Annotated in this window: 23 protein-coding genes; 11 read left to right on the top strand and 12 right to left on the bottom strand. The window is 68.3% G+C overall.

Features of this window, described 5'->3' with window-relative positions; all coding sequences use genetic code 11:
* Positions 1-7: 7 nt before the first annotated feature.
* From accD to radC, 8 genes are all read right to left on the bottom strand, one after another.
* On the bottom strand, positions 8-856 hold the full coding sequence (gene accD, locus N0B51_RS08580; RefSeq protein ID WP_259961906.1) for an acetyl-CoA carboxylase, carboxyltransferase subunit beta: 849 nt from the start codon (positions 854-856) through the stop codon (positions 8-10).
* Positions 853-1,644: a tryptophan synthase subunit alpha gene (gene trpA / locus N0B51_RS08575; RefSeq protein WP_259961905.1), complete on the bottom strand. Its 792-nt coding sequence runs from the start codon at positions 1,642-1,644 to the stop codon at positions 853-855. Before trpA ends, accD begins: the two co-directional genes overlap by 4 nt.
* Positions 1,641-2,852 (bottom strand): tryptophan synthase subunit beta, encoded by a 1,212-nt coding sequence (trpB, locus tag N0B51_RS08570; protein ID WP_259961904.1) that lies wholly within the window; start codon positions 2,850-2,852, stop codon positions 1,641-1,643. Before trpB ends, trpA begins: the two co-directional genes overlap by 4 nt.
* A 63-nt stretch (positions 2,853-2,915) precedes the next feature.
* Positions 2,916-3,551, bottom strand: a complete 636-nt coding sequence (locus tag N0B51_RS08565; protein WP_259961903.1) for a phosphoribosylanthranilate isomerase — start codon at positions 3,549-3,551, stop codon at positions 2,916-2,918.
* Between the two features lie 4 nt (positions 3,552-3,555).
* On the bottom strand, positions 3,556-4,230 hold the full coding sequence (pyrF, locus tag N0B51_RS08560; RefSeq protein ID WP_259961902.1) for an orotidine-5'-phosphate decarboxylase: 675 nt from the start codon (positions 4,228-4,230) through the stop codon (positions 3,556-3,558).
* Positions 4,227-4,601, bottom strand: a complete 375-nt coding sequence (locus N0B51_RS08555; protein ID WP_259961901.1) for a DUF1049 domain-containing protein — start codon at positions 4,599-4,601, stop codon at positions 4,227-4,229. The genes pyrF and N0B51_RS08555 overlap by 4 nt, the downstream gene beginning before the upstream one ends.
* A 72-nt stretch (positions 4,602-4,673) precedes the next feature.
* The gene (gene purB / locus N0B51_RS08550; RefSeq protein WP_259962234.1) at positions 4,674-5,987 is read right to left on the bottom strand and encodes an adenylosuccinate lyase; all 1,314 of its coding nucleotides are present in this window, start codon (positions 5,985-5,987) and stop codon (positions 4,674-4,676) included.
* Positions 5,988-6,034: 47 nt separating this feature from the next.
* The gene (radC, locus tag N0B51_RS08545) at positions 6,035-6,748 is read right to left on the bottom strand and encodes a RadC family protein (protein WP_259962233.1); all 714 of its coding nucleotides are present in this window, start codon (positions 6,746-6,748) and stop codon (positions 6,035-6,037) included.
* A 55-nt stretch (positions 6,749-6,803) separates the two neighbouring features.
* Between radC and N0B51_RS08540 the strand changes: the two genes are divergently transcribed.
* The 8 genes from N0B51_RS08540 (at position 6,804) to N0B51_RS08505 (ending at position 16,895) form a co-directional block, all read left to right on the top strand.
* Positions 6,804-10,007, top strand: a complete 3,204-nt coding sequence (locus N0B51_RS08540) for an intermembrane phospholipid transport YdbH family protein (RefSeq protein ID WP_259961900.1) — start codon at positions 6,804-6,806, stop codon at positions 10,005-10,007.
* 47 nt (positions 10,008-10,054) lie between these two features.
* Positions 10,055-10,261 carry a YnbE family lipoprotein gene (locus N0B51_RS08535; protein WP_311201832.1) on the top strand — a complete coding sequence of 69 codons (207 nt, stop codon included), beginning with the start codon at positions 10,055-10,057 and terminating at the stop codon, positions 10,259-10,261.
* Positions 10,261-10,647, top strand: a complete 387-nt coding sequence (locus N0B51_RS08530) for a YdbL family probable chaperone protein (protein ID WP_259961899.1) — start codon at positions 10,261-10,263, stop codon at positions 10,645-10,647. Before N0B51_RS08535 ends, N0B51_RS08530 begins: the two co-directional genes overlap by 1 nt.
* A 228-nt stretch (positions 10,648-10,875) precedes the next feature.
* The gene (locus N0B51_RS08525; protein WP_259961898.1) at positions 10,876-12,279 is read left to right on the top strand and encodes a glycosyl transferase family protein; all 1,404 of its coding nucleotides are present in this window, start codon (positions 10,876-10,878) and stop codon (positions 12,277-12,279) included.
* Positions 12,276-13,409 carry a YML083C domain-containing protein gene (locus tag N0B51_RS08520; protein WP_259961897.1) on the top strand — a complete coding sequence of 378 codons (1,134 nt, stop codon included), beginning with the start codon at positions 12,276-12,278 and terminating at the stop codon, positions 13,407-13,409. The genes N0B51_RS08525 and N0B51_RS08520 overlap by 4 nt, the downstream gene beginning before the upstream one ends.
* Positions 13,410-13,457: 48 nt before the next feature.
* On the top strand, positions 13,458-14,372 hold the full coding sequence (locus N0B51_RS08515) for a sulfite exporter TauE/SafE family protein (RefSeq protein WP_259961896.1): 915 nt from the start codon (positions 13,458-13,460) through the stop codon (positions 14,370-14,372).
* Between the two features lie 5 nt (positions 14,373-14,377).
* Positions 14,378-15,139: a TIGR02186 family protein gene (locus N0B51_RS08510; RefSeq protein WP_259962231.1), complete on the top strand. Its 762-nt coding sequence runs from the start codon at positions 14,378-14,380 to the stop codon at positions 15,137-15,139.
* An 82-nt stretch (positions 15,140-15,221) separates the two neighbouring features.
* Positions 15,222-16,895 (top strand): ATP-binding protein, encoded by a 1,674-nt coding sequence (locus N0B51_RS08505; protein WP_375545944.1) that lies wholly within the window; start codon positions 15,222-15,224, stop codon positions 16,893-16,895.
* 24 nt (positions 16,896-16,919) lie between these two features.
* Here the strand turns inward: N0B51_RS08505 and N0B51_RS08500 are convergent, their stop codons facing one another.
* The 4 genes from N0B51_RS08500 to N0B51_RS08485 are packed head-to-tail and all read right to left on the bottom strand — an operon-like array spanning position 16,920 to position 21,203.
* Positions 16,920-17,219: a putative quinol monooxygenase gene (locus tag N0B51_RS08500; protein WP_259961895.1), complete on the bottom strand. Its 300-nt coding sequence runs from the start codon at positions 17,217-17,219 to the stop codon at positions 16,920-16,922.
* Positions 17,220-17,272: 53 nt separating this feature from the next.
* Complete coding sequence (locus N0B51_RS08495; protein ID WP_259961894.1) at positions 17,273-18,007, bottom strand: 7-carboxy-7-deazaguanine synthase QueE; 735 nt, start codon at positions 18,005-18,007, stop codon at positions 17,273-17,275.
* A gap of 49 nt (positions 18,008-18,056) precedes the next feature.
* Positions 18,057-18,416 (bottom strand): VOC family protein, encoded by a 360-nt coding sequence (locus tag N0B51_RS08490; protein WP_259961893.1) that lies wholly within the window; start codon positions 18,414-18,416, stop codon positions 18,057-18,059.
* 6 nt (positions 18,417-18,422) lie between these two features.
* On the bottom strand, positions 18,423-21,203 hold the full coding sequence (locus N0B51_RS08485; protein WP_259961892.1) for a valine--tRNA ligase: 2,781 nt from the start codon (positions 21,201-21,203) through the stop codon (positions 18,423-18,425).
* Positions 21,204-21,299: 96 nt separating this feature from the next.
* Here N0B51_RS08485 and N0B51_RS08480 point away from each other — a divergent pair, with 96 nt between their 5' ends.
* The 3 genes from N0B51_RS08480 to N0B51_RS08470 are packed head-to-tail and all read left to right on the top strand — an operon-like array spanning position 21,300 to position 24,349.
* Complete coding sequence (locus N0B51_RS08480) at positions 21,300-22,421, top strand: ABC transporter permease (RefSeq protein WP_259961891.1); 1,122 nt, start codon at positions 21,300-21,302, stop codon at positions 22,419-22,421.
* On the top strand, positions 22,421-23,374 hold the full coding sequence (locus tag N0B51_RS08475) for an ABC transporter ATP-binding protein (RefSeq protein ID WP_375545952.1): 954 nt from the start codon (positions 22,421-22,423) through the stop codon (positions 23,372-23,374). Before N0B51_RS08480 ends, N0B51_RS08475 begins: the two co-directional genes overlap by 1 nt.
* A gap of 9 nt (positions 23,375-23,383) precedes the next feature.
* Positions 23,384-24,349, top strand: a complete 966-nt coding sequence (locus N0B51_RS08470; protein WP_259961888.1) for an MlaD family protein — start codon at positions 23,384-23,386, stop codon at positions 24,347-24,349.
* Positions 24,350-24,354: the final 5 nt, after the last annotated feature.

Here is a 24,354-nt window from a genome sequence, read left to right as displayed (position 1 = left end):
GCCGCCTCTAGGCCGCCTTCTTCGGCGCGAGGTAGTCGATCAGCGTCGCCAGCGTGGCCTTCAGGTCCTTCCGTTCGACAACCATGTCGACCATGCCGTGCCTGTGCAGGTACTCGGCGCGCTGGAAGCCGTCGGGCAGCTGTTCGCGGATCGTGTCCTGGATCACGCGCTGGCCGGCAAAGCCGATCAGTGCGCCCGGTTCGGCGATGTGGACGTCACCCAGCATGGCATAGCTCGCCGTGACGCCGCCGGTCGTGGGGTCGGTGAGGACGACGATGTAGGGCAGGCCCGCGGCCTTGAGGCGGCGGGTCATGACGGTTGCCTTGGGCATCTGCATGAGGGAGAGTATGCCCTCCTGCATCCGCGCCCCGCCCGCGGCGGTGACCACGACGTATGGGCACTTCCGGCTGAGCGCCCGTTCGGCCCCGGCGCAGAACGCGGTGCCCACCGCCATGCCCATAGACCCACCCATGAAGGTGAAATCCTGGACGCCAACGACCGCCGGGTGCCCGTCGATCGTGCCAGAGCCGACGCTGAAGGCGTCGGTATGCGCATTGGCCGCGCGCGCCTTTTTCAAGCGGTCGGTGTACTTCGCGGTGTCGCGGAACTTGAGCGGGTCTTCCTTGACGGTCGGCTGGGGGAGCAGCTCGAAGCCGGGATCGAGAATCAGCGAAAGACGCTTGTCGCCGTTGATGCGGCCGTGGTGGTTGCAGCGCGGGCAGACGTGGAGGTTTTCGCCGTACTCCTTGACGAAAAGCATCTCCTGGCAGCTCGGACACTTGACCCACAGGTTGTCGGGCGTGTCGCGCTTGGCGACGAATGGAAGGCGGTTGCGGACGCGGCTCAGCCAGCTCATGCGGGTTCTCTCTTTGCGGCGTGGACGGCTTCGCTGATCGAAGCGGCCAACGCGCGGATGTGTTCCGGGGCGTGCGCGCCATGCCTGTCGCACAGTTCGACCAGCGCCGAGCCGACGACGACCCCGTCGGCGACCCGGGCGATGGCGGCGGCCTGGTCGGGCGTGCGGACGCCAAAGCCGACCGCGATTGGCAGGTCGGTCGCAGCCTTCAGCCGGGCGACGGCGCTGGCGATCGAATCGGTCGCCGCCTGTTGCAGCCCGGTGATGCCAGCGACCGAGACGTAGTATACGAAGCCGCTCGATCCCTCCAGCACGGCGGGTAGCCGCGCGGCATCGGTCGTCGGCGTGGCGAGGCGGATGAGGTCGATCCCCTCGGCGCGCAAGGCAGGGCCGAGCGCGTCGTCTTCCTCGGGCGGAATGTCGACGCAGATCACCCCGTCGATGCCGCAACCCTTGGCCTCGGCGGCGAACCACTCGGGCCCGCGGCGGATCATCGGATTGGCGTAGCCCATCAGCACCAGCGGCACGTCGGGGTGACGCTCGCGGAATTCGTTCGCAATCATGAGCACGTCGCGCGTGGTCGTGCCCGCGCCAAGGCTGCGCAGGTTCGCCGCCTGGATCGCCGGGCCGTCGGCCATCGGGTCGGTGAACGGCATCCCCAGCTCGATCACGTCCGCGCCGCCATCGACCAGCGCGTCGAGATTGGCCGCGGTGTCGCCGTCGCCCGCGGTGATGAACGCGACGAAAGCCGGGCGACCCTTGGCGAATGCGGCCGAAAGCCGGTTCACATCTCCACTCCCAGCGCGTCGGCCACAGTGAAAATGTCCTTGTCGCCGCGGCCACACAAGTTTGCGAGGATGACGGCGTCGCGGTCCATCTCCTTCGCGCGCTTGGCGACGGCGGCGATGGCGTGGCTCGGCTCGAGCGCGGGGATGATGCCTTCCGTGCGGCAGAGGAGCTGGAAGGCGTCCAATGCCTCGTCGTCTGTCACCGCGGTATATTCGACCCGGCCGATATCCTTGAGCCACGCGTGTTCGGGGCCGATGCCGGGATAGTCGAGGCCCGCGCTGATCGAGTGCGCTTCGGTGATCTGGCCGTCCTCGTCCTGCAGCAGGTAGGTCTTGTTGCCGTGGAGCACGCCCGGCGCGCCGCCGGCGAGGCTGGCGGCGTGCTCCCTGTCGAGGCCGCGGCCCGCCGCCTCGACGCCGAGCATTTTCACGTCAGCGTCGTCGAGGAACGGATGGAACAGCCCGATCGCGTTGCTGCCGCCCCCCATCGCGGCGACGAGCAGGTCGGGAAGGCGGCCCGTTCGGCTGAGCATCTGTTCGCGCGCCTCGCGTCCGATCACGCTCTGGAAGTCGCGCACGAGCTCGGGGTAGGGGTGCGGGCCGGCGGCGGTGCCGATGATGTAGAATGTGTCCTCGACGTTGGCGACCCAGTGGCGCAGCGCCTCGTTCATCGCGTCCTTCAGCGTCGCCGCGCCGCTGGTGACCGGGATCACCTCCGCTCCGAGAAGCTTCATCCGGAACACGTTGGGCTGCTGGCGGGAAACGTCGGTCGCACCCATGAAGATCGTGCAGGGCAAGCCGAAGCGCGCGCAGACGGTGGCCGTGGCGACCCCGTGCTGGCCCGCACCGGTTTCGGCGATGATTTTCGTCTTGCCCATGCGGATCGCGAGCAGGATCTGGCCGATGCAGTTGTTGATCTTGTGGGCGCCGGTGTGATTGAGCTCGTCACGCTTGAACCAGACCTGCGCGCCGCCCAGTGCCTCGGTCAGCCGCTCCGCGAAATAGAGCGGGCTGGGGCGGCCGACGTAATGTTCGAGCAGGTCGTCAAACTGCGCCTGGAACGCCGGATCGGCCTTGGCCGCGCGGTAGGCGGTTTCCAGCTCGAGGATCAGGGGCATCAGCGTCTCGGCGACGTAGCGGCCGCCATAGTCGCCGAAATGCCCGCGTTCGTCCGGCTGGTTGCGGAATGAGTTGGGTGTCGATTCCATCGCCGGTCCCTTGCCGGTCAAGTTTCGGGAAGTCGAGACAGGAATAGTTGCTGGCGGCCTTTCTCAGGCGTTGCGGGCGGCCTCGACGAACGCGCGTATCCTTCCCGGGTCCTTGACCCCCGGCGAGGATTCCAGCCCGCTCGATGCGTCGACCAGTTCGGTGCCGGACACCCTGATCGCCTCGGCCACGTTTTCCGGCGTCAGCCCCCCGGCGAGTCCCCAGGGGAGCTGGTGGCGAAAATCGCGCAGCAGGGTCCAGTCGATCGCCACGCCGTTGCCGCCGGGCAGCACGCCCGGCGCGGCGTCGTAGAGCAGCCGGTCGACCGCGCCCTTGAAGCGCAGCGCGCTGTCGAGCGAATCCGCGCTGCGCACCCCGATCGCCTTCCACAGCGCTTGCGTGACGTTCTGCTTGAGCAGCCCGAGCCATTCTGCGGTCTCGCCGCCGTGAAACTGGACGACGTCCGGCCTGATCGCGTCGACCGCCATCGCGGTCGGGACGGGCTGCTGATTGACCAGCAGAAGGACCACTTTCGTCTCGGGCGGGATGCGGGCTCGCAGGCGCTTCGCGTCGTCGAGCGTGACATGGCGCGGCGAGGGTTCGAAATGCACGAGCCCGATGTAGTCGGCGCCCGCGTCGACCGCCGCGTCGACCGCCTCGGGGGTGTTGCACCCGCAAACTTTCACCAGCGTTCGCGTCATGGCGCTAGAGCGTCGCCTCGATCGCACGGGCGGCAAGGACCGGGTCTTCCGCGCGGGTGACCGGTCGGCCGACGACAAGCACGCTCGCCCCGTCGTCGCGCGCCGCGCGCGGGGTCACCACGCGCTTCTGGTCGCCCACTGAATTGTCCTTCATGCGGATTCCGGGAACCACGAAGAAGCCGGACTTCCACTGCTTGCGGACCGCGGCGACTTCGTGCCCCGAGCAGACGATCCCGTCGAGGCCGGCGGTCTCGGCCAGTTCGGCGAGCCGCATGACCTGATCGTGCGCCGATCCGGCGACACCGGTGCGCGCGAGATCCCGCTCGTCGAGGCTGGTGAGCATCGTCACCCCGACCACCTTGCAATGCTCGCTCGCAGCGGCCTTGGCATCTTCCATCATGGCGCGTCCGCCGGACGCGTGCACGGTGACGATCGCCGGTTCGAGGACGTGGATCGACTGCATGGCCCCGGCCACGGTGTTGGGAATGTCGTGGAACTTGAGGTCGAGAAAGATCGGCAGGCCCACGTGTGCGATCTCGTGCACCCCGTGGTGGCCGTGCGCGCAGAAGAACTCGAGGCCGAGCTTGAAGCCGCCGACGTGGCTCTTGACCCGCGTGGCCAGGCCCTTGGCGTCCTCGAGCCTGGGGAGGTCGAGCGCGACGAAAACCGGGTTGGTCACGGCAGGCGCGGGCCGCGCGCGGACGTGCCTTCGTCGCGACCCAGCGCGTCGTCGCCCGGCTCGGGATCGGGGCGCGGTGCCTGCACCGTGGCGTTGGGGGCGGACGCCGAAGACGAGGGGGTCATTGCCACGTTGCGCGCGGCGGTTTCCAGTCCCGCGATGCGGCGCTGGAGCCGCCATTTGACGCCGCGGTGGATCAGCCACATCGGTACCAGGCCGAGCAGGAACGAGACGACGACCAGCGCGGGGACCTTGGTCTCGAGCACGAGATTGTCCCAGATCTGCACCTCGACCGGCTTCCAGTTGAAGAAGCTGAAGGTGAGCAACACCACCAGCAACGCAAACCAGGCGATGGTGCGGACGATCTGCATCTTGCTCTTGGCTCCCCTGTCTGGTCGTTGCCGCGGGCTTAACCGCGATGGGTGGCGTTGGAAAGGGCGGGCCTACTCACCGAACACCCGCGCGAAGATCGTGTCGACGTGCTTGAAATGGTAATCAAGGTCGAACTTCTCTTCGAGCTGGTCTGGCGTGAGCGCGGAGGTAACCTCCGGGTCGTCCTTGAGCAGGTCGAGCAGGCTCAGCGCGCCGTCCGATTCCCACACCTTCATCGCGTTGCGCTGGACCAGCCGGTAGGCGTCTTCGCGGCTGACTCCGGCCTGGGTCAGCGCCAGCAGCACGCGCTGCGAGTGGACGAGGCCGCCCATCCGGTCGAGGTTCTTCTGCATCCGCTCGGGATAGACCAGCAGCTTGTCGACCACCCCGGTCAGCCGCGCGAGCGCGAAGTCGAGCGTGATCGTCGCGTCCGGCCCGATGAACCGCTCGACCGAGGAATGGCTGATGTCACGTTCGTGCCACAGCGCCACGTTCTCGAGCGCGGGAAGGGCATAGGCGCGGATCATGCGCGCCTGGCCGGTCAGGTTCTCGGTCAGGATCGGGTTGCGCTTGTGCGGCATCGCCGACGAGCCCTTCTGGCCGGGGGAGAAGTATTCCTCGGCCTCGAGCACCTCGGTGCGCTGGAGGTGGCGGATCTCGACCGCGAGCCGCTCGATGCTGCCAGCGATCACCGCGAGCGTGGCGAAGTACATCGCGTGCCGGTCGCGCGGGATGACCTGGGTCGATACCGGTTCGATCGCGAGGCCGAGGCGTTCGGCGACGTGTTCTTCCACCTCCGGCGAAACGTTGGCAAACGTCCCCACCGCGCCGCTGATCGCGCAGGTCGCGATCTCGCGGCGGGCGTTGACCAGCCGCTCGCGGCAGCGGGCGAACTCGGCGTGGGCCTGCGCCAGCTTGAGGCCGAAGGTGACCGGCTCGGCGTGGATGCCGTGGCTGCGGCCGATGGTGGGCGTGTACTTGTGCTCGCGTGCCCGCCGCTCGATCGCGGCAAGCAGCAGGTCGAGATCCTCGAGAAGGATGTCGCTCGCCTTGGCGAGCTGCACGCTGAGCGTCGTGTCGAGCACGTCGGAGCTGGTCATGCCCTGGTGCATGAAGCGCGCCTCGTCACCCACCTGCTCGGCGACCCAGGTGAGGAACGCGATCACGTCGTGCTTGGTCACCGCTTCGATCGCGTCGATCGCCTCGACGTCGATCCTGGGGTCGGTTTTCCACCAGTCCCACAGCGCCCTTGCCGCGCTTTCGGGAACGACGCCGAGCTCGCCGAGCTTTTCGGTCGCGTGCGCCTCGATCTCGAACCAGATGCGGTAGCGCGCCTCCGGCTCCCAGATCGCGGACATGGCAGGGCGGGCGTAGCGGGGGACCATCATCGACTCCGGTTGAAACGTGCCGAGCGGCTAGGGACGGACGAAGGTCAGATCAACCCTTTCGCCTTCAGGCTGGCATGGCCCTGGCGGCCGACGATCACGTGATCGTGGACGACGATGCCGAGCAGCCGCCCGGCCTCGGCGATGCGGCGGGTGATCTCGATGTCGGCGCGGCTGGGCTCGGGATTGCCGCTCGGGTGGTTGTGGACGAGGATCATCGCGGTCGCGCCCACGTCCAGCGCCTTGCGGACGACCTCGCGCGGGTGGATCGCCGCCTCGTCGATCGACCCGTCGCCGACGTGGTGATCCATGATCAGCCGGTTGCGGGTATCGAGGTAGAGTACCCGCACGCGCTCCACCGTCAGGTGCGCCATGTCGATCGTCAGGTAGTCGAGCAGCGCCTGCCAGCTGCCCAGCACCGGTTTGTCCTGCACTGGCCCGCGCGCCATCCGCCGGGCCGCGAGCGCGACCGCCTTCAGCGCGGCCACGCCGCCTTCGCCCATGCCCTTGACCTGCTGCAGCGCGCCCGGCTCGGCGTTGAGCACCGCGCTGAGCGTGCCGAACCGGGTGAGCAGCGCCTTTGCCAGCGGCTTGGTGTCGCCGCGAGGGTTCGCGGCGAAAAGAAGGAACTCGAGCACCTCGTAATCCGCCAGCGCCTCCGCCCCGCCGGTGAGCAGCCGCCGGCGCAGGCGCGCGCGATGCCCCGCGTGGCCCTCAGCAGCCGGTCTGCCTTCAGCTTGCGGCAACCTTTCCCCCGTCATCGCGTTACCTGCCAGCGCATTGCCTTCGGGCGCGCGGACACGCAAGTAGGGGTCGATGGCCGAGGCCGACAGCGAGCTTGAATCAGAAGCCTCGGTCGGGCGCTCCCGCCGCTGGCCGCGCGTGCTGGGGGGCCTCGCGCTCGTGTTTCTCGGGGCGCTGGCGGCGCTGTGGTTTTCCCGCGAGCGGATCGCCGGCAACGTCATCGAGGGCGAACTTCGGCGTTACGACATCCCGGCAACATACGAGATCGAGCGAATCGGGCCCGACAGGCAGGTCCTGAGCAATATCGTGATCGGCGATCCTGGCGCACCGGACATGACGATCGAGCGCGCCGAGGTCGCGATCCGGTACCGCCTCGGAACCCCGGCGCTGGGGCGCGTGACGCTCGTGAAGCCGCGGCTCTACGGGACCTTGCGTGGGGGGACCCTGAGTTTCGGGACGCTCGACAAGATCTTGTTCCGCGATACCGGAGAGCCGCCCGGGCTGCCGAAAATGGACTTGCGGCTGGTCGACGGGCGCGCGCTGGTCGAAAGCGATTACGGCCCGATCGGCGTCAAGGCACAAGGCAGCGGCCGGCTCGACGACGGTTTCTCCGGCATTCTCGCTGCGGTGGCGCCCACCCTGGACGGGGCGGGTTGCGCGGCGCGGAGCGTCTCCCTCTACGGCGCCTTGTCGACTTCTGCGGGCAAGCCGACGCTCGAAGGGCCGTTGCGGCTGGCCTCGCTCGAATGCGCGAACGGTGTTCGGCTCGCCGATGCCGCGATCGCGCTCGACGTGACACTCGACGACGATCTCGCCGGGGTGGAGGGGGACGGGCGCATCGCGACTGGCGCGCTGGCGGTCGGGGGGACAAGCGCGAACGGCCTCAATGGCGCCGTGCGCGCAACATGGCGCAACGACGCGCTGGTGGCGCGCTATTCGCTCGCCGCCCGCGGGCTCGCCCACCCGCAGGCCCGCGCCGCGCTCCTGACCGCTAAGGGGAGCCTGCGCGGAACGGCCGGCCTTTCCTCGTTCGAAGCGCAGGGCGACGTCGAGGGCAACGGCGTGCGCATGGGCGATGGGCTCGATCGCCTGCTCGCCGGCGCCGTGCGCTCGGTCGACGGCACGCTGCTTGCGCCCCTGCTCTCCCAGGTGCGCGCCGCGCTCGCGCGCGAAGGCCGCGCCAGCAGCCTGCAGGCGGCGCTGTCCGCGCGCGGGTCGGATGCGGGTTACAGCCTGCAGGTGCCCCGGGCGTCGCTGCGCGGCGGCAGCGGGGCCACGTTGCTGGCGCTGAGCCGGGTGGAGGTGAACGCCACCGGCGGGCGCCTGCCGCGCATCGCGGGCAATCTCGCGACCGGCGGCCGCGGGCTCCCGCGCATCGTCGGCCGCATGGAGCGCGCAGCCGGCGGCGAGGCCGTGCTGCGCCTGCGGATGGCCGAATATTCGGCCGGCGGCAGCTCGCTCGCGATTCCCGCGCTCGTGCTGGCCCAGGCGCCCTCTGGCGCGCTGGGTTTCTCAGGGCGTGCGGTGGCCAGCGGACCGCTTCCCGGTGGCAGCGCACGCGGGCTTGCGCTGCCGCTTCAGGGGAACTGGACCGCTGACCGCCTCGCGCTCTGGAATCGCTGCATTGACGTTCGCTTCGATCGGCTGGCGGTGGCTTCGCTGGCGCTGGACCGACGCGGTCTGACGCTGTGCCCCAGCCGGGGGCAGCCGATCGTGCGGTACGGGCCGGAGGGGCTGCGCATCGCCGCGGGCGCGCCCTCGCTCGACCTGTCGGGCCGGCTTGCCGACACTCCGATCCGCCTGCGCAGCGGACCTGTCGGCATCGCCTATCCGGGCACGATGAGCGCGCGCGCGGTCGATGTCGCCCTCGGCCCCGCCGATACCGCAAGCAGCTTCCGCGTCTCCAATCTCACCGCGACTTTCGGAAAGGAGATCGGCGGGCGCTTCGAGGATGCCGACGTCAGGCTGTTCGCCGTGCCGATGAACCTCGAGAACACTGGGGGCGACTGGCGTTACGCGGACGGGACGCTGCGGATCGACAACGCGGCTTTCCGGTTGGTCGACCGGCAGGCTCCGCCGCGGTTCCGCCCGCTGGAGGCCGAAGGCGGCACCCTGACCTTGCGGGATAACGTCATCCGCGCCGAGGCCACCTTGCGCGAGCCCGCGTCGCGGCGGGCTGTGACCGATGTCGCCATCGTCCACGATCTCGCGAGCGGCACCGGCCACGCAGACCTGGCGGTCAACGACCTGCTGTTCGACCGGCAACTGCAACCCGACACATTGAGCTGCCTTGCGCTGGGCGTGATCGCCAACGCGCGCGGCACGGTCAGCGGCCGCGGGCGGATCGACTGGACCGACCGCGGGGTCACGAGCAGCGGACGCTTCAGTACCGATGACCTCGATTTCGCCGCCGCGTTCGGCCCGGTGACGGGCGCGAGCGGGACGGTCGAGTTCACCGACCTGCTCAATCTCACCACCGCACCGAACCAGCGCCTGCGCATTGGTTCGGTCAATCCCGGTATCCTCGTCGAGGACGGCGAACTCGTATTCTCGATGCGCGGGGGAGAGATCCTCGCGCTCGAGGGGGCGACCTGGCCCTTCATGGGAGGCACGCTGACGCTGCGGTCGACCAGCCTGAAGTTCGGTGCGAGCGAGGAACGCCGCTACGTCTTCGAGATCGAGGGTCTGGAGGCGGCGCAGTTCGTCCAGCGCATGGAGCTGTCGAACATCGCCGCGACCGGCACTTTCGACGGAACCGTCCCGATCGTGTTCGACAGCAACGGCAACGGCCGCATCGAGGGCGGCCTGCTGGTCGCCCGCCCGCCGGGAGGCAACATCTCCTATGTCGGGGCGCTCAGCCGCGAGAACCTCGGCACGATGGCGAACTTCGCATTCGACGCGCTGAAATCGCTCGACTATCGGCAGATGTCGATCGCGATGGACGGCAACCTGACCGGCGAGATCGTGACCCGGGTGCGGTTCGACGGGGTCAAGCAGGGCGCCGGGGCAAAGCGCAATTTCATCACCCGGCGTCTGCAGAACCTCCCCATCCGGTTCAATGTGAACGTCAGGGCTCCGTTCTATCAGCTGATCACCTCGATCAAGGCGATGTACGACCCGGCATCGGTGCGCGACCCGCGCGAGCTCGGCCTGCTCACGGATGACGGCCGGGTGTTGCAGCGCGCCGTAGCGCCGCCCGAGCCCGAGGTGGCGCCGCAGGACCTTATTCCCGACCAACCCCCCATTCAGACCCCCGAAAGCGAGAACAGGCTATGATCGGATCCGAATTGACCCCGCCCGCGGGGCTTGCGACAACCCACGCAATGACGTGGGCGAGGCGAGGGCTGCGATGGGCGGGGACGCTGCCGGGGGCCGCGATGGGCCTGCTCGCGCTCGGCGGGTGCGTTCAGGTGACCGCGCCCGACAAGCCGATCGTGATCGAGCTCAACGTGAACATCCGGCAGGAAGTCATCTATCGGTTGGCCGCTGACGCGGAGAACACGATCGATCAAAACGAGGATATCTTCTGATGTACAGTATCCGCACGACCATTGCCGCCTCGATGGCCGCCGCCGGCCTGCTGGTATCGGTACCGGCCCAGGCCCAGCGCGATCCCGCCTACGACGCCGCGCGTTCCGCCGGTCTCGTGGGCGAGAAGATGGACGGCTATCTCGGCATCGTCGGGGCCAGCACTTCAGAGCTTCAGCGGATCGTCAATGACATCAACATAAGGCGGCGCGCGGTCTATGCCGAAAAGGCGCGCGCGGCCAACGCCACGCTCGAGGAATATGCACTCACTGCCGGCTGCCTTGCGATCGCCCGGACGGTCCCGGGCGAAAAGTACCAGGCGCCCGACGGAAGCTGGCAGACCCGCACCAGTGCGCCGCCCATGCGCGACAGCCGCTGCCCGGCCTGATCGTTGCCCGTGGGGGACGTCCATCGGAAGAGGGGACGCTTCCGGGGCAGCAGAGTGCGCGATAGCGGCGCCCTCAAGTCGGGGAAGGCGAAGATTCTGTAACGACGAAGGGTATCGACTGCGTTGCAGTAGATGTCGGTGCAATAATAGTAGGTATCGACTGGTTTGTCAGTTGCATCCGTTCTTTTGAATTGTTAACGGCCCCGCAAGGCAATTCGGGGGTCGCACTTGCCGGTAACATTCGGGACGCCGGGCGAATGGCTCGTGCTTGTCGAGCACGAACTGCTGCTCTTCGCTGGCGTTTTCTTTCTGATCGGAGCCCTCGACGAGTTCGCGGTGGACCTGATCTGGCTGGCGCAGCGGGCCTCGGGCCGGGCGCGCACCATGCGCCTGTCAGACGCCGATACCGCGCCATCGCCTCTCGCGGGCGAAGCGGCGGTTTTCATTGCCGCCTGGCGCGAAGCCAGCGTGATCGGAGCGACCGTCCGCCATGCGCTCGCCGCCTGGCCCCACGCGGACGTGCGGCTGTATGTCGGGACCTATCGCAACGACCCGCTGACCGCAGAGGCGGTGATTGCCGCGGCCGACCATGATCCTCGCCTGCGGCTGGTCATCCACGACTGCGACGGGCCCAGCACCAAGGCCGATTGCCTCAATCGCCTCTACCGGGCGCTCGAGGCGGACGAGAAACGCACCGGCCGTCGTGCGCGCATGGTCGTGATGCACGATGCCGAAGACATGGTCGATCCCGCGGCTCTCGGCCTGCTCGACCAGGCGATCGGCTCGGTCGACCTCGCCCAGATTCCGGTCCTGCCCGAGCCGCTGCCCCAGTCCCGCTGGGTCGCCTCGCATTATTGCGAGGAGTTCGCGGAGGCGCACGGCAAGGCGATGGTGGTGCGAGACGCGCTGGGGGCGGGGATCCCGACCGCCGGGGTCGGTTGCGCGATTGCCCGCGGTATCCTGTTGGAACTGGCTGCGCGCCGCGGGCGCGACGGGCCGTTCGCGGCGGAGTGCCTGACCGAGGACTACGAACTGGGCCTCGGCGTGGCGGCGCTGGGCGGGCGTTCGAAGTTCCTGCGGTTCCGCCATCCCGACGGCCGGCTGGTCGCGACCCGGGCGTGCTTTCCCGCCGACATCGGCAGCGCGGTACGGCAGAAGACCCGCTGGATCCACGGCATCGCCCTGCAGTCCTGGGACCGCCTTGGTTGGAGCAGCCAGCCAGCCGACCTTTGGATGCGCCTGCGCGATCGCCGCGGACCCCTGACTGCTTTGGTTCTCGCGGTAGCCTACTTCCTGATACTCATCGCTTCGGTCGGCTGGCTCGCGCATTACGCCGGGTACGCGCCGTCGTTGCCGGTCACGCCGGCCATCACCGCCCTGATCGCCGCGAACACGCTGAGCTTCGTCTGGCGCGGTGCGTGGCGGTTTGCCTTTACCGCGCGCGAGTATGGCTGGGTCGAAGGGGTGCGGGCCGTGATCCGCATCCCGCTGGCGAACGCCATCACTATTCTTGCGGGGCGTCGGGCATTCGTCGACTACCTCAGGACGCTGCGCGGCGACGCACCGCGATGGGACAAGACCCGTCACATGGTCCATCCTGCCCTGGGGGAAAGGCATGGCGCGCGCACATGACCGCTGCCGCCGCCCTCTCTCGCCGCCGGGGGCAGCCCCTGGTCGTCCTGGCGGCGATCGCGGCGGGCTGGATCGGGCTGCGGGCGGCAACCTGGCAGCAGCCTTTCGCCGCCCCGCCTTCTGAGCCGGCCTCTCCGGTCGCACTGCCGGCCGAGAGCCCGGCGGCGCGTCTGGTTCCTCCGCGCCACGACGCGGCGCGAACCGCGGGCGGATCGGCCGCATCCGGGGACCAGCCGGCCCGTGTCGGCGCGCCTCGACCTGCTCCCCTCGAGGCCGGCTCGCATCCCCGGAGCGGCCGCGACGTAGCACCTTCCGGGCTCGGCGCGGGGGCTTCCGGGTTCGGTGCGACGTCATCAGCGACCGACGACGACAAGGGTGCCGGTGCCGCCCGGGACCGCGGCGGCCTCAGCCACGAGCCGAGCGGTGCGCACGGGACGCCTGCGAACCTTTCAGCCGAAGCGGGTCGCCGGCGAAAACGGTGGCACTTCGACGGCTGGTACGCCTGGCGCAACGGGAGCGGGCAGCCCCGCGTGGCCTTGGGCGGGCCACGCCCGCCAGCCTACGGCGGCACGCAGGGCGGATTCGTCTTGCGTTACGATCTCGGCGGCGGAGCCACGCGGCCGCAACTGTACTTTCGGGCGACCCACGCGCCTTCGCGCCCGGCGCAAGCCGATGCCGCAGCCGGGGTAGGTCTGCGGCCGCTGGCGCGGGTCCCGATCCGTCTCCAGGGAGAGGCCCGCCTCACCCGCACCGAGGGATGGACCGAGGTCAGGCCAGCGGTAGCCGCGATCACCGAAGTCCCTCCCGCGCGGCTTGCGCTGGGTCTTCGCGGAGAGGCCTATGCCCAGGCGGGGTTTGTCGGCGGGCGCGAGGCGACCGGCTTTGTCGACGGGCAGGTCCGGGTCGATCGCGAACTCGCCTCGCTCGCAGGCGGGGACCTGCGGCTGGGCTTCGGGGCTTGGGGCGGAGCGCAGAAGTACGCCGCCCGGCTCGACGTCGGGCCAGGCTTGACGCTCGACCTGCGCGAAGCGGGTCTGCCCGCGCGGCTCTCGCTCGATTACCGCGTGCGGATCGCGGGCGGGGCGCGGCCGAGCAACGGGCCGGCGGTCACGCTTTCGACCGGATTTTAGCGCGGGGACGCCTTTCGCTGCCAGCGCCTCTCGCGTAAGCGGACGGCGATGGACGTGTACCTCCCGATTGCGAACCTTTCGGTCAACGGGCTGGTCATTGTCGCGCTTGGCGCACTGACCGGCGTCTTGTCGGGCCTGTTCGGCGTCGGGGGCGGGTTTCTCACCACCCCGCTGCTGATCTTCTACGGGATTCCCCCGACCGTCGCCGCCGCTTCGGCTTCGACACAGGTGACGGGCGCGAGCGTTTCCGGCGTCCTCGCCCACAACCGTCGTGGCGGTGTCGATTACAAGCTCGGCGCGGTCACGGTCGTCGGAGGCGCCATCGGCAGCGTGATCGGCGCGCTCCTGTTCCGCTTCTTCAAGTCGATCGGGCAGATCGATACGGTGATCTCGATCCTCTACGTGGTGATGCTCGGGACGATCGGGACGCTGATGGCGCGCGAGGCCTGGACGGCGATCCGCGCAAGCACGACCGGCGAGCGGTTGCCCGCCGCAAAGCGCCGCCACCATCCGCTCGTGGCGGCATTGCCGCTGCGCTGGCGGTTCTACCGTTCCGGCCTCTACATCTCGCCGCTGGCGCCGCTGATCCTCGGGGTTGGAGTCGGTATCCTGACGATGCTGATGGGCGTGGGCGGTGGGTTCATCCTCGTCCCCGCGATGCTCTACATCCTCGGGATGAGCGCCGGGGTGGTGGTCGGCACCAGCCTGTTCAACATCCTGTTCGTGACGATGGTCACCACGATGATGCACGCGCTCACCACCAAGGCGGTGGACATCGTTCTTGCCGCGCTCCTGCTGCTCGGATCGGTTTCAGGCGCGCAGATCGGCACCCAGTTCGCGCAGAAGGTCAAACCCGAGATGCTGCGCCTTGTGCTGGCGGCGATCGTGCTGCTGGTCGCGCTGCGGATGCTCTACGGGCTGGGCGTGACGCCGGACGAAATCTATACGGTGAACCCGCTGTGAGGCGCCTGCTGCTCCTCCTGGCGCTGTGCGCGATCGTCCCGCTGCAGGGCGCCCGGGCCGAACGCGATCCGATCCTCGTGCCCGAGGTCAGCCAGCACGAGGTCAGGGTGCGCCAGGGCTTCACCGGGACCGAACTGCTCCTGTTCGGCGCGATCCTCGATCCGGCGGGTACCCGCGCGGCGCGCGGATACGACGTCGTCGTCGTGCTGAAGGGACCGTCCGAGCCGATCCGCCTGCGCGAGAAGGCGAAGGTCGGCGGCGTTTGGCTCAACGCGGCGAGCACCGATTTCCGCTCGGCGCCTTCCTACTTCGCCGTCGCCTCCTCGCGCCCGGTCGCCGAGATCGTCGATGAAAAGACGGCGGCGATCTACGAGTTCGGAACCCGCTTCATCCAGCTCTCGCCCACCGGGGAGATCGACCCTGCGGAGCAGGCGCGGTTTTCTGCCGGGCTGGTCGACCTGAAGCAGCGGCAGGGCCTGTACAAGGAGGACATGAACGGGGTCTCCATCAGCGAAGGCGTGCTGTACCAGGCGCGTTTCGAACTGCCCTCGAGGGTGACCACCGGCACTTACACCGCCGAAACCTTCGCCGTGACCGACGGCCGCGTGGTGTCCTCCGCGGTCGCCGAGGTCGAGGTCAGGAAGGTCGGATTCGAACGTTTCGTCGAGTTGTTCGCGCTGTCCCAATCGTTTCTCTATGGCCTGCTCGCGGTCGGACTGTCAGTCGGCATGGGGTGGATCGCGGGACGCCTCTTCGCGCTGGTCTAGGTCCGCCGGGCGATTTCGTTGACCCGATATTAACCGCGCCCCGGCAATGTCCGCGCGGGTTCACTATCGGGGTCATCGCGCAATGGGCGACATGGACAAGCAGGGTTTCGAGGGAGCACAGCCCGTCGGCGGGACGCCGCAAGGCGCGGTCGGCGACAACGCCAGCCAGCCGATCGGCGTGATCCTCGAGATCGCAGGCTCCGGATCGCAGATCGCGCTCGACCTCGAACGGCTCACGGAATGCATGGAGGACGAGGACCCTTCGGTCGCGCTCGCCGGGCAGGTCGGCAGCCAGGTCAAGATCCGTGTCGGCAATTCGTGGCTGCTCGCCAGCGTGCGCAATCAGAAGCAGGACCGGCGCGGCGGGGGCGTGCTCGCCAACATCGACTTCCTCGGCGAAGGCAACGAGGAAAAGCTCACCGGCCGCATCAACAGCTTCCGCCGCGGTGTCACGCGCTATCCGATCCCCGGCGCGCTGATCTATCCGGCGACCACCGCCGACCTCAGGCAGATCTACGCCAGCGACGGCCGCTCGAACATCCAGATCGGCACCGTCTACCCGACGAAGGACATCCGCGCCGGGCTCTACGTCGACGCCATGCTCGGCAAGCACTTCGCGCTGCTGGGGTCGACCGGTACCGGCAAGTCGACCAGCGCCGCGCTGATCCTCCACCGGATCTGCGATGCCGCGCCCGACGGGCACATCGTGATGATCGATCCGCACGGGGAATATTCGGCCGCGTTCCGCAACACCGGCCTGATCCTCGACGTCAGCAACCTCCAGATGCCGTACTGGCTGATGAACTTCGAGGAGCACTGCGAGGTGCTGCTCACCACCAATGGCAACGACCGCCAGATCGATGCCGACATTCTGGCCAAGTGCCTGCTCAAGGCGCGGATGAAGAACCGCCTGGCCGAGCAGATGGGCAAGCTGACCGTCGATTCGCCGGTTCCCTACCTCCTCTCGGACCTCTCGAACGAGATCCAGAACGAGATGGGCAAGCTCGACAAGGCAACCAACACCGCGCCCTACCAGCGGATCAAGACCAAGCTGGAGGAACTGAAGAGCGATCCCCGCTACCAGTTCATGTTCTCCGGGATGCTCGTCGGCGATACGATGGCCGATTTCCTCGGCAAGATCTTCCGGATGCCGTCGAACGGCAAGCCGATCGCGATCATCGACGTGTCGGGGGTGCCGTCCGACATCACCAGCACCGTCGTCGCGGTGCTGAGCCGCCTCGTGTTCGACTTCGCGATCTGGGGGCGCGAGGAAAAGACCCGTCCCGTCCTGCTCGTCTGCGAGGAAGCGCACCGCTACGTCCCCAACGAGAAGAACGCCGACGGCTCGTCGGTCGGCAAGATCCTCAGCCGCATCGCCAAGGAAGGGCGCAAGTACGGCATCAGCCTGGGCCTCATCACGCAGCGACCGTCGGACCTTGCCGAGGGCGTGCTGTCGCAGTGCGGCACGATCATCTCGATGCGCCTCAACAACGACCGCGACCAGGCGTTCGTGAAGGCCGCGATGCCCGAAGGCGCGCGCAGCTTCCTCGATTCGATCCCGGCGCTGCGCAATCGCGAGTGCATCATCTGCGGCGAGGGCGTCGCGATCCCGATCCGGGTGTCATTCGACAACCTAGAGGAGCAGAAGCGCCCGGCGTCCGAGGACCCGAGCTTCGTCGACCTGTGGCGCCAGTCGGGCGGCGAGGAGGAGCGGGTCCACCGCATCGTCCAGCGCTGGCGCAGCCAGGGGAAATAATCCCCGGCGCGATCGGGCGACCGGCTAGAGGTCGGTCGCCTTCAGCCGGCTGATCTTCAGCGCCGCCGCGCCGCCTTCGAGCAGCGGGTCGAGCATCTCGCCCAGGCCCGTCTCCATGCGCCAGGCGATGTACCTGTCGTAGTGGTCGAAGCTGTCCCACTTCTCGATCAGCACGAAGGTATCGCGCTCGGCGTCATGGAACACCTTGATATCGCGGCAGCCGTCGAACGCGCGGGTGTCGGGCAGCGCTGCGCGGAAGGCGGCCTCCATGTCGGCGCGCTTGCCGGCCTTGACGGGAAACTCGGCGATGACTCTGTCGCGCATGGCGGTGCACTCCCACTCGATGGGCGGCCCGCTCGTGATGATCTAGCACATTTTCACGTGCCGCGCGTGTCGCCGTAGAGGTGGATGTGCAGCCGGTCGGACAGGCGGAACCCGTGCTCGATGCACAGCGGGGCGAGCCACTGCTCGCGCTCGCGCAAGACCGCGCTGCTCGTGCCCTCCGGCATGAGGAACACGCGTTCGGGCGCGATGCCGAAGCCGGCCTGGAGCGCGAGCACCTGAGTCACGTCGCCCGGCGCGGCGATCACGAACTTGAACACCGCGCGCGGTTCGGCGGCCCAGGCGGCCAACCGTTCCGGGAGAAGCGCGAGCGTGGCCGGGTTGCCGCTGTGCGCGAGCTTGGGGCTGACCGTGTACTGGTCGACGAAGGCATCGAAGCGGGGCGCGGGCTCGATGGTGCCGTTGGTCTCCACCTCGATGGCGTGCTCGGGCAGCAACGAGGCCATTTCACCCAGCGCGGCCGCCTGGAGCAGCGGTTCGCCGCCGGTGACGACGAGGCGGCGCGGCGCCAGCCGGTCGATCGCGCGCGCGGCTTCGAGCGGGCTCAGCGCGACTTGGTTCGCCTTGCGGTCGAAGGTGCGGCGGTCACGGTGCGGCCGCTCGTCTCCCGAAAAGTGCCAGGTGTAGGCGGTATCGCACCACACGCAGGCGAGGTTGCACCGCGACAGGCGGATGAACGCGCAAGGCTTGCCCGCCGACGGCCCTTCGCCCTGCAGCGAGGCGAAGATTTCGGGGCCGCCCGTATCGTCGGTGGCGAGAGTCAGGTTCATCGCTCTGCCTTGCCACATTCCCGCAGGGTGGAAAACGCGGCGCTGCGGCTCACCCGTAGATGGTCACCTCGACCCGCATCCCGTCCGGGTCGCGGAAGAAGGTGGCGGTCATGTCGCCGAACCGCTGCTTGTCCGGAACCTCGAAGCCTGCCGCCTCCATGCCGCCGCGCACCGCGTCGAGCGCGGCCTCGTCGGGCGCGGTGAAGCCGAGGTGGTTGAGGCCAGGAAAATGGCGCCCGTAGCGCGCGTCCCGGTCGGGCGCCTCCATCAGGTCGATGTAGACCCCGTCCTCGTTGCCCCACACGTGGTCGCGGGTCTTGGTGAACCCGATCAGGCCCAGGAGAGCTTCGTACCATGGCAGGCTCGCCTCGAGCGAGTGCACCATGATTACCATGTGGTCGAGTTTCATGCGGGGTCAGCCGAGCCTTTCGAGCGCCGACCGCAGCCGCTGGGCTTCGGCAGCGTGATGCGCGTGATCGGCGCGGGCCTTGGCGACCGCCTCGGGCTTCGCGCGCTCGACGAAGGCGGCGTTCGACAGCCGCCCGGCGAGCGCGCCCGCTTCCTTCTCGGATGCAGCGAGCGCCCTGGTCAACCGCGCCTTTTCGGCCTCGATGTCGATCAGTCCCTCGAGCGGGATCACCAGCGCGTCCGAGCCCGCGCCCACCTGCATCGCCGCACCTCCGGGGGCGGGGGAGGTGTGGACCGCGGTCAGCCGCGCCACGCGCTCGAGCGCGGCGGGATTGCCCGACAGGACCTTGCTCGCGATGTCCGACGGGGTCGCGAGCCACGCCTCGAGCTTTGCGCCCTGCGCGAGGCCGAGCTCGTTCTTGGCGGTGCGCAGCGAGCGGGTGAGGTCGATCAGCCACTCGACTTCCGCCTTCGCCGCGGGGTCGGCGGCCGCGTTGGGCTCGGGCCACTTGGCGACGATCAGCTCGTAGGGCCTGTCACCCCCCTGGTAGTTGGCCTGCGCGTGCCACAGTTCCTCGGTGATGAACGGCATGAACGGGTGCAGCATGACGAGGATCTGGTCGAGCACCCAGCCCGCGATGGCCCTGGTCTCGTGGTCGATCTGGCCCTTGATGAGCTCGAGATACCAGTCGCAAAACGTGTCCCAGGCAAAGTGGTAGATCGCGTTGGCGGCGGCGTCGAAGCGCAGGTCGGCCATCGCCTTGTCGATCTGCGCCAGCGTCTCGACGACCTCGCCCACGATCCACTTGTTGACCGCGTGGGTGGCGTCGGGCGCGTGGAGCGTTTCGCTCGCGCCGATGCCGTTGGACTGGCAGAAGCGGGTCGCGTTCCACAGCTTGGTGGCGAAGTTGCGGTATCCCTCGACCCGGCCCTCGTCCATCTTCACGTCGCGGCCCTGGCTTTCCATCGCGCACATGAAGAAGCGCAGCGCGTCGGCGCCGTACTTGTCGATCAGGATCAGCGGGTCGACCACGTTGCCCTTGGACTTGGACATCTTGGCCCCGTCGCCTGCGCGCACCAGCCCGTGGAGATAGAGCCGCTTCCACGGCACTTCCTTCATGAAGTGCATTCCCTGCATCGCCATCCGCGCGTCCCAGAAGAACAGGATGTCGAAGCCGGAAATCAGCAGGTCGTTGGGGTAGTGGCGTTCGAGCAGCTTGGTCCGTTCGGGCCAACCGAGCGTGGCGAAGGGCCACAGCGCGGAGGAGAACCAGGTGTCGAGCACGTCCTCGTCGCGGGTCAGTGCCACGCCTTCGCCGGCCTGCGCTTGCGCGGCTTCCTCGGTCTCGGCGACGTAGACCTTGCCGGCCGCGTCGTACCACGCGGGGATCCGGTGGCCCCACCACAGCTGGCGGCTGACGCACCACGGCTGGATGTTCTCCATCCAGTTGAAGAAGGTCTTTTCCCAGGTCTTGGGGACGATCTCGATCCGGCCGTCCTTCACCGCCTCGATCGGGCCTTGCGCAAGCGTTTTGGCGTCGACGTACCACTGGTCGGTCAGCATCGGCTCGATCACCACGCCGCCGCGGTCGCCGAACGGCTGCATGATCGCCTTGTCCTCGACGCCGATCATCAGGCCCTCGGCGTCGATGTCGGCGACGACGCGCTTGCGCGCCTCGTACCGGTCGAGCCCGCGGTATTCGTCGGGCACGAGGTTGAGCGTGTCGACTTCCTTGGCGTCGAACGGCGCCCCTTGCGCGATTTCGCGCGCGCGGGCCGCGGCTTGCGGGTAAGGCGCGCCGTCGCTGCGCATCGCGGCGACCTCGTCCATCAGCCGGTACATCGGGATGCCGTTCCGCTGCGCAACGCCGTAGTCGTTCTCGTCGTGCGCGCCGGTGATCTTGACCGCGCCCGAGCCGAAGGCGGGATCGGGATAGTCGTCGGTGATGATCGGGATCAGGCGGCGGTGCTCCTTCGGGCCCACCGGGATCTCGCACAGCTTGCCCACGATCGGCGCATAGCGCGCGTCCGACGGGTGGATGGCCACCGCGCCGTCGCCCAGCATCGTCTCGGGCCGGGTGGTGGCGATCGCGATGTAGTCGCGCTCCTCCTCGAGCGTGACGTTCCCCTCCGCGTCGCGTTCGACGTAGGTGTAGGTCTCGCCGCCTGCGAGCGGGTACTTGAAGTGCCACATGTGGCCCTGCACCTCGCGGGCCTCGACCTCGAGGTCGGAGATCGCGGTCTTCAATGCGGGGTCCCAGTTCACCAGCCGCTTGTCGCGATAGAGCAGGCCCTGTTCGTAGAGGTCGACGAACACCTTCACCACGGCGCGGGTGAAGTGCGGGTCCATCGTGAACTGCTCGCGGCTCCAGTCCATCGAACAGCCGAGGCGGCGGAGCTGGCGGGTGATCGTGCCGCCTGACTGCCCCTTCCACTCCCACACGTGGTCGACGAACGCCTCGCGCGGCATATCGGTGCGCTTCACGCCCTGGCTCGCGAGGTTGCGTTCGACGACCATCTGCGTGGCGATGCCGGCGTGGTCGGTGCCGACGACCCAAAGCGCGTCCTTGCCCCGCATCCGCTCGTACCGCACGACGACGTCCTGCAGCGTGTTGTCGAGCGCGTGGCCGATGTGCAAGGACCCGGTTACGTTCGGCGGCGGGTTGACGATCGTGAACGGCGTGGCGTCGGGCCGCTCGGGCCGGAACAGCCCGTTCGTTTCCCAATGATCGTACCAGCGCGCTTCGATGGCTGCGGGGTCGAACGTCTTGTCGAGTTCCTGGGTCATTTCGGGAAGGCGCCATGCCAGCGCACCTTCGCAGGTGCAACACCGGTTGATGCATCCGCTTGTCGCCAGACGCTTTTCACCGCATAGGCACGGGGCATGAGCGAAGGGGCACACTACGCGTTCGAGGACGGCGGGGGCGGCGAGGAAGGCCGGCGCCGCCTGGTACTGTCCGGCGAATACCTCATCTCGACGATCGGCCCGGTCGACCAGGACCTGCGCGCCATCGACGAGCCGCTCGGCGAGATCGACCTGTCGCAAGTCAGCGAGATCGACACCGTCGGCGCCTGGGTCGCGCTCGGTCTCAAGCGTTCCACGGGCGGCGCGATCGTGGGGGCCAGCGACCGGGCGGCCCGCCTGATCGACGCGCTCGATCGCACGGTCAAGGGGGGCGAGGTCTCCGCCGAGCGCCTGCCGCTGTTCACGCGCGTGTTCGAGGCCACGGGCCAGCGGGTCGCCGCCGCGCAACGGGGGACGACGGGCGCAGTCGCTTTCGTCGGGCAGTTCATTCTCGCCGCGGGAACGCTCATCCGCCACCCCCGGCGGTTCCGGGTGAAGGCGTTCGTTCGCCAGATGGAACTCGTCGGGGTGTCGGCGCTCGGAATCATCGGGCTGATGAGTTTCCTCATCGGCATCGTCATCGCCCAGCAGGGGGCGGTCCAGCTCGCGCAGTTCGGCGCCGAGACATTGACCGTGAACCTCGTCGGCCGGATCACCCTGCGCGAACTCGGCGTGCTGATGACCGCGATCATGGTCGCGGGCCGATCGGGCAGCGCCTTTGCCGCGCAGATCGGCACGATGAAGCTCACCGAGGAGGTCGACGCCATGCGGACGATCGGCATCTCGCCGATGGAAGCGCTGGTGATCCCGCGCGTGCTCGCGGTCACCTTCATGATGATCCTGCTCGGGTTCTATTCGGCGGTGGTGGCGATCATCGGCGGCGCGGTCATCGGGGACCTGCAGCTAGGCATCCCGTTCTTCTCGTTCCTCAGCCGGATCAAGGACGTGGTGCCTATTTACGACCTGTGGGTAGGGCTGGTGAAGGCGCCGGTGTTCGGGCTGATCGTCGGGATGACCGGGTGCTACCAGGGCATGAAGGTGCAGGGCAATTCGGAGCAGGTCGGCCTCAAGACCACCAACGCGGTCGTGTTCGCGATCTTCACGGTCATCGTGCTCGACGCCTTCTTCGCAGTCTTCTTCACCAACGTGGGATGGGCATGATGGCCGAGGGCGAGGATCCGGTCATCGACGACCCGCAAGTCGCCGCGGCGGTCGAAGAGTACGGCAATGCCGACGTCAACCGCCCGCACGAGCGGTTCCGGGGGCAGTATCCGATCGTCGTCGAGGGCCTCAAGAACAGCTTCGGCGAGCACGTGATTCACGAGGGCCTGTCACTCAAGGTCCGGCGCGGCGAGATCCTCGGCGTGGTCGGTGGATCGGGAACCGGCAAGTCGGTCCTCATGCGGTCGATCATCGGCCTGCAGACTCCCGACGAGGGCCACATCGAGGTCTTCGGGCGGTCGATCACCGATGGGGACCCCGAAGAGGTCATCGGCGTGCGCAACCGCTGGGGCGTGCTGTTCCAGGGCGGCGCGCTGTTCTCCACCCTGACGGTGGGCGAGAACGTCGAGATTCCGCTCAAGCAGTTCTACCCCGACATCGAACCGGGACTGATGCACGAGATCGCCCGCTACAAGGTGCTGCTGTCCGGCCTGCCCGAAGACGCGGTCGCCAAGTATCCGAGCGAGTTGTCGGGCGGCATGAAGAAGCGTGCCGGCCTCGCCCGCGCGCTCGCGCTCGATCCCGAGCTGCTCTTCCTCGACGAGCCGACCGCGGGGCTCGACCCGATCGGAGCGGCCGCCTTCGACAGCCTGACCAAGGAACTGCAGGCGACGCTGGGTCTGACGGTATTCCTGATCACGCACGATCTCGATACTTTGCACGAGATCTGCGACCGGGTGGCGGTCATCGCGGACAGGAAGGTGATCGCGGTCGACACCGTGCCCAACCTGATGAAGCTCGACCACCCGTGGATCCAGGAATACTTCAACGGGCCGCGCGGACGGGCCGCGCTTACCGCGCAGGCGCTCGACGAGCTGCGGCGCCACATGGACAAGCCCGTGGCACTCAACGCGATCAAAGCGTTGGACAAGTCCGGCGACAAGAAGGCATAGCGCACGCGCATGGAAACCAGGGCCAATCATGTCTGGGTGGGGGCGGTCACGCTTGTCCTGCTCGCGCTCATTGCCGGGGCGGTGGTCTGGCTGGCCGGGCTGAACAAGGGCGCGCAGAACGAATACGACATTTTCTTCAAGCAGTCGGTATCGGGTCTTGCCAAGGGTTCGGAAGTCAGCTTCTCGGGCGTTCCATCGGGCCAGGTGACCGAGATACAGCTGTGGGACAAGGATCCCGAATTCGTCCGGGTGCGGGTCAAGGTGGATGAAGGCACCCCGATCCTCGTGGGCACCACGGCGACCATCCAGGGGTCCTTCACCGGGGTTTCGACCATCATGCTCGACGGCGCGCGCCGCGGTGCGCCGCCGCTGACCTGCGCGGGCGATGGCGTCGGCAAGACCGCCTGCCCCGAGGGCGTACCGGTGATCCCGACCAAGCCTGGCGGGCTCGGCGAACTGCTTGCCAACGCCCCGCTCCTGCTCGAGCGGCTGGCGACCTTGACCGAGCGCCTGACCCAGATGCTGTCGGACAAGAACCAGGCCTCGATCGAGGGGATCCTCGCGAATACCAACCGGATGACTGCCGACCTTGCCCAGGCGACCCCGCAGGTCCAGCGCACGCTTACCGAACTGCAGGTGACGCTGGGCGAGGCGAGCCAGGCGCTCGACAGCTTCGAGAAGGTCATGGGTTCGGCCGACAACCTGCTCAACAGCGAGGGGCAGAGCCTGGCCGCGCAGATGCGCACGACGCTCAAGTCCGCCGACAGCGCCGCCAAGTCCCTCTCGGCCACGCTCGAGGACGCCCGGCCCGCCGCGCGGGAGCTGTCCGAAAGCACGCTGCCCGCCGCCGAGGCCACCATCCGCGACCTGCGCGAGACGAGCCGGGCATTGCGCGAGGTGACCGAGAAGATCAGCAGCCAGGGCGCGGGCGGCCTGATCGGCGGCCAGAAGCTGCCCGATTACAAACCCAAGTGACTGAG

Source organism: Tsuneonella litorea (assembly GCF_025154015.1).
Lineage (GTDB): Bacteria > Pseudomonadota > Alphaproteobacteria > Sphingomonadales > Sphingomonadaceae > Tsuneonella > Tsuneonella litorea.
The sequence above is the reverse complement of the archived record's forward strand: the minus strand, read 5'-3'. Positions and strand labels throughout refer to the sequence as shown.

Excerpts from the sequence above, each read along its gene's own strand:
- accD (WP_259961906.1), bottom strand. The coding sequence starts at position 856 with ATGAGCTGGCTGAGCCGCGTCCGCAACCGCCTTCCATTCGTCGCCAAG.
- N0B51_RS08490 (WP_259961893.1), bottom strand. The coding sequence starts at position 18,416 with ATGAAACTCGACCACATGGTAATCATGGTGCACTCGCTCGAGGCGAGC.
- N0B51_RS08470 (WP_259961888.1), top strand. The coding sequence starts at position 23,384 with ATGGAAACCAGGGCCAATCATGTCTGGGTGGGGGCGGTCACGCTTGTC.
- N0B51_RS08520 (WP_259961897.1), top strand. The coding sequence starts at position 12,276 with ATGACCGCTGCCGCCGCCCTCTCTCGCCGCCGGGGGCAGCCCCTGGTC.
- radC (WP_259962233.1), bottom strand. The coding sequence starts at position 6,748 with ATGACGGGGGAAAGGTTGCCGCAAGCTGAAGGCAGACCGGCTGCTGAG.
- N0B51_RS08515 (WP_259961896.1), top strand. The coding sequence starts at position 13,458 with ATGGACGTGTACCTCCCGATTGCGAACCTTTCGGTCAACGGGCTGGTC.
- trpB (WP_259961904.1), bottom strand. The coding sequence starts at position 2,852 with ATGGAATCGACACCCAACTCATTCCGCAACCAGCCGGACGAACGCGGG.
- N0B51_RS08535 (WP_311201832.1), top strand. The coding sequence starts at position 10,055 with ATGACGTGGGCGAGGCGAGGGCTGCGATGGGCGGGGACGCTGCCGGGG.
- N0B51_RS08495 (WP_259961894.1), bottom strand. The coding sequence starts at position 18,007 with ATGAACCTGACTCTCGCCACCGACGATACGGGCGGCCCCGAAATCTTC.
- N0B51_RS08475 (WP_375545952.1), top strand. The coding sequence starts at position 22,421 with ATGGCCGAGGGCGAGGATCCGGTCATCGACGACCCGCAAGTCGCCGCG.
- N0B51_RS08540 (WP_259961900.1), top strand. The coding sequence starts at position 6,804 with ATGGCCGAGGCCGACAGCGAGCTTGAATCAGAAGCCTCGGTCGGGCGC.
- N0B51_RS08500 (WP_259961895.1), bottom strand. The coding sequence starts at position 17,219 with ATGCGCGACAGAGTCATCGCCGAGTTTCCCGTCAAGGCCGGCAAGCGC.
- N0B51_RS08485 (WP_259961892.1), bottom strand. The coding sequence starts at position 21,203 with ATGACCCAGGAACTCGACAAGACGTTCGACCCCGCAGCCATCGAAGCG.
- N0B51_RS08555 (WP_259961901.1), bottom strand. The coding sequence starts at position 4,601 with ATGCAGATCGTCCGCACCATCGCCTGGTTTGCGTTGCTGGTGGTGTTG.
- N0B51_RS08565 (WP_259961903.1), bottom strand. The coding sequence starts at position 3,551 with ATGACGCGAACGCTGGTGAAAGTTTGCGGGTGCAACACCCCCGAGGCG.
- N0B51_RS08530 (WP_259961899.1), top strand. The coding sequence starts at position 10,261 with ATGTACAGTATCCGCACGACCATTGCCGCCTCGATGGCCGCCGCCGGC.
- purB (WP_259962234.1), bottom strand. The coding sequence starts at position 5,987 with ATGGTCCCCCGCTACGCCCGCCCTGCCATGTCCGCGATCTGGGAGCCG.
- N0B51_RS08480 (WP_259961891.1), top strand. The coding sequence starts at position 21,300 with ATGAGCGAAGGGGCACACTACGCGTTCGAGGACGGCGGGGGCGGCGAG.
- N0B51_RS08505 (WP_375545944.1), top strand. The coding sequence starts at position 15,222 with ATGGGCGACATGGACAAGCAGGGTTTCGAGGGAGCACAGCCCGTCGGC.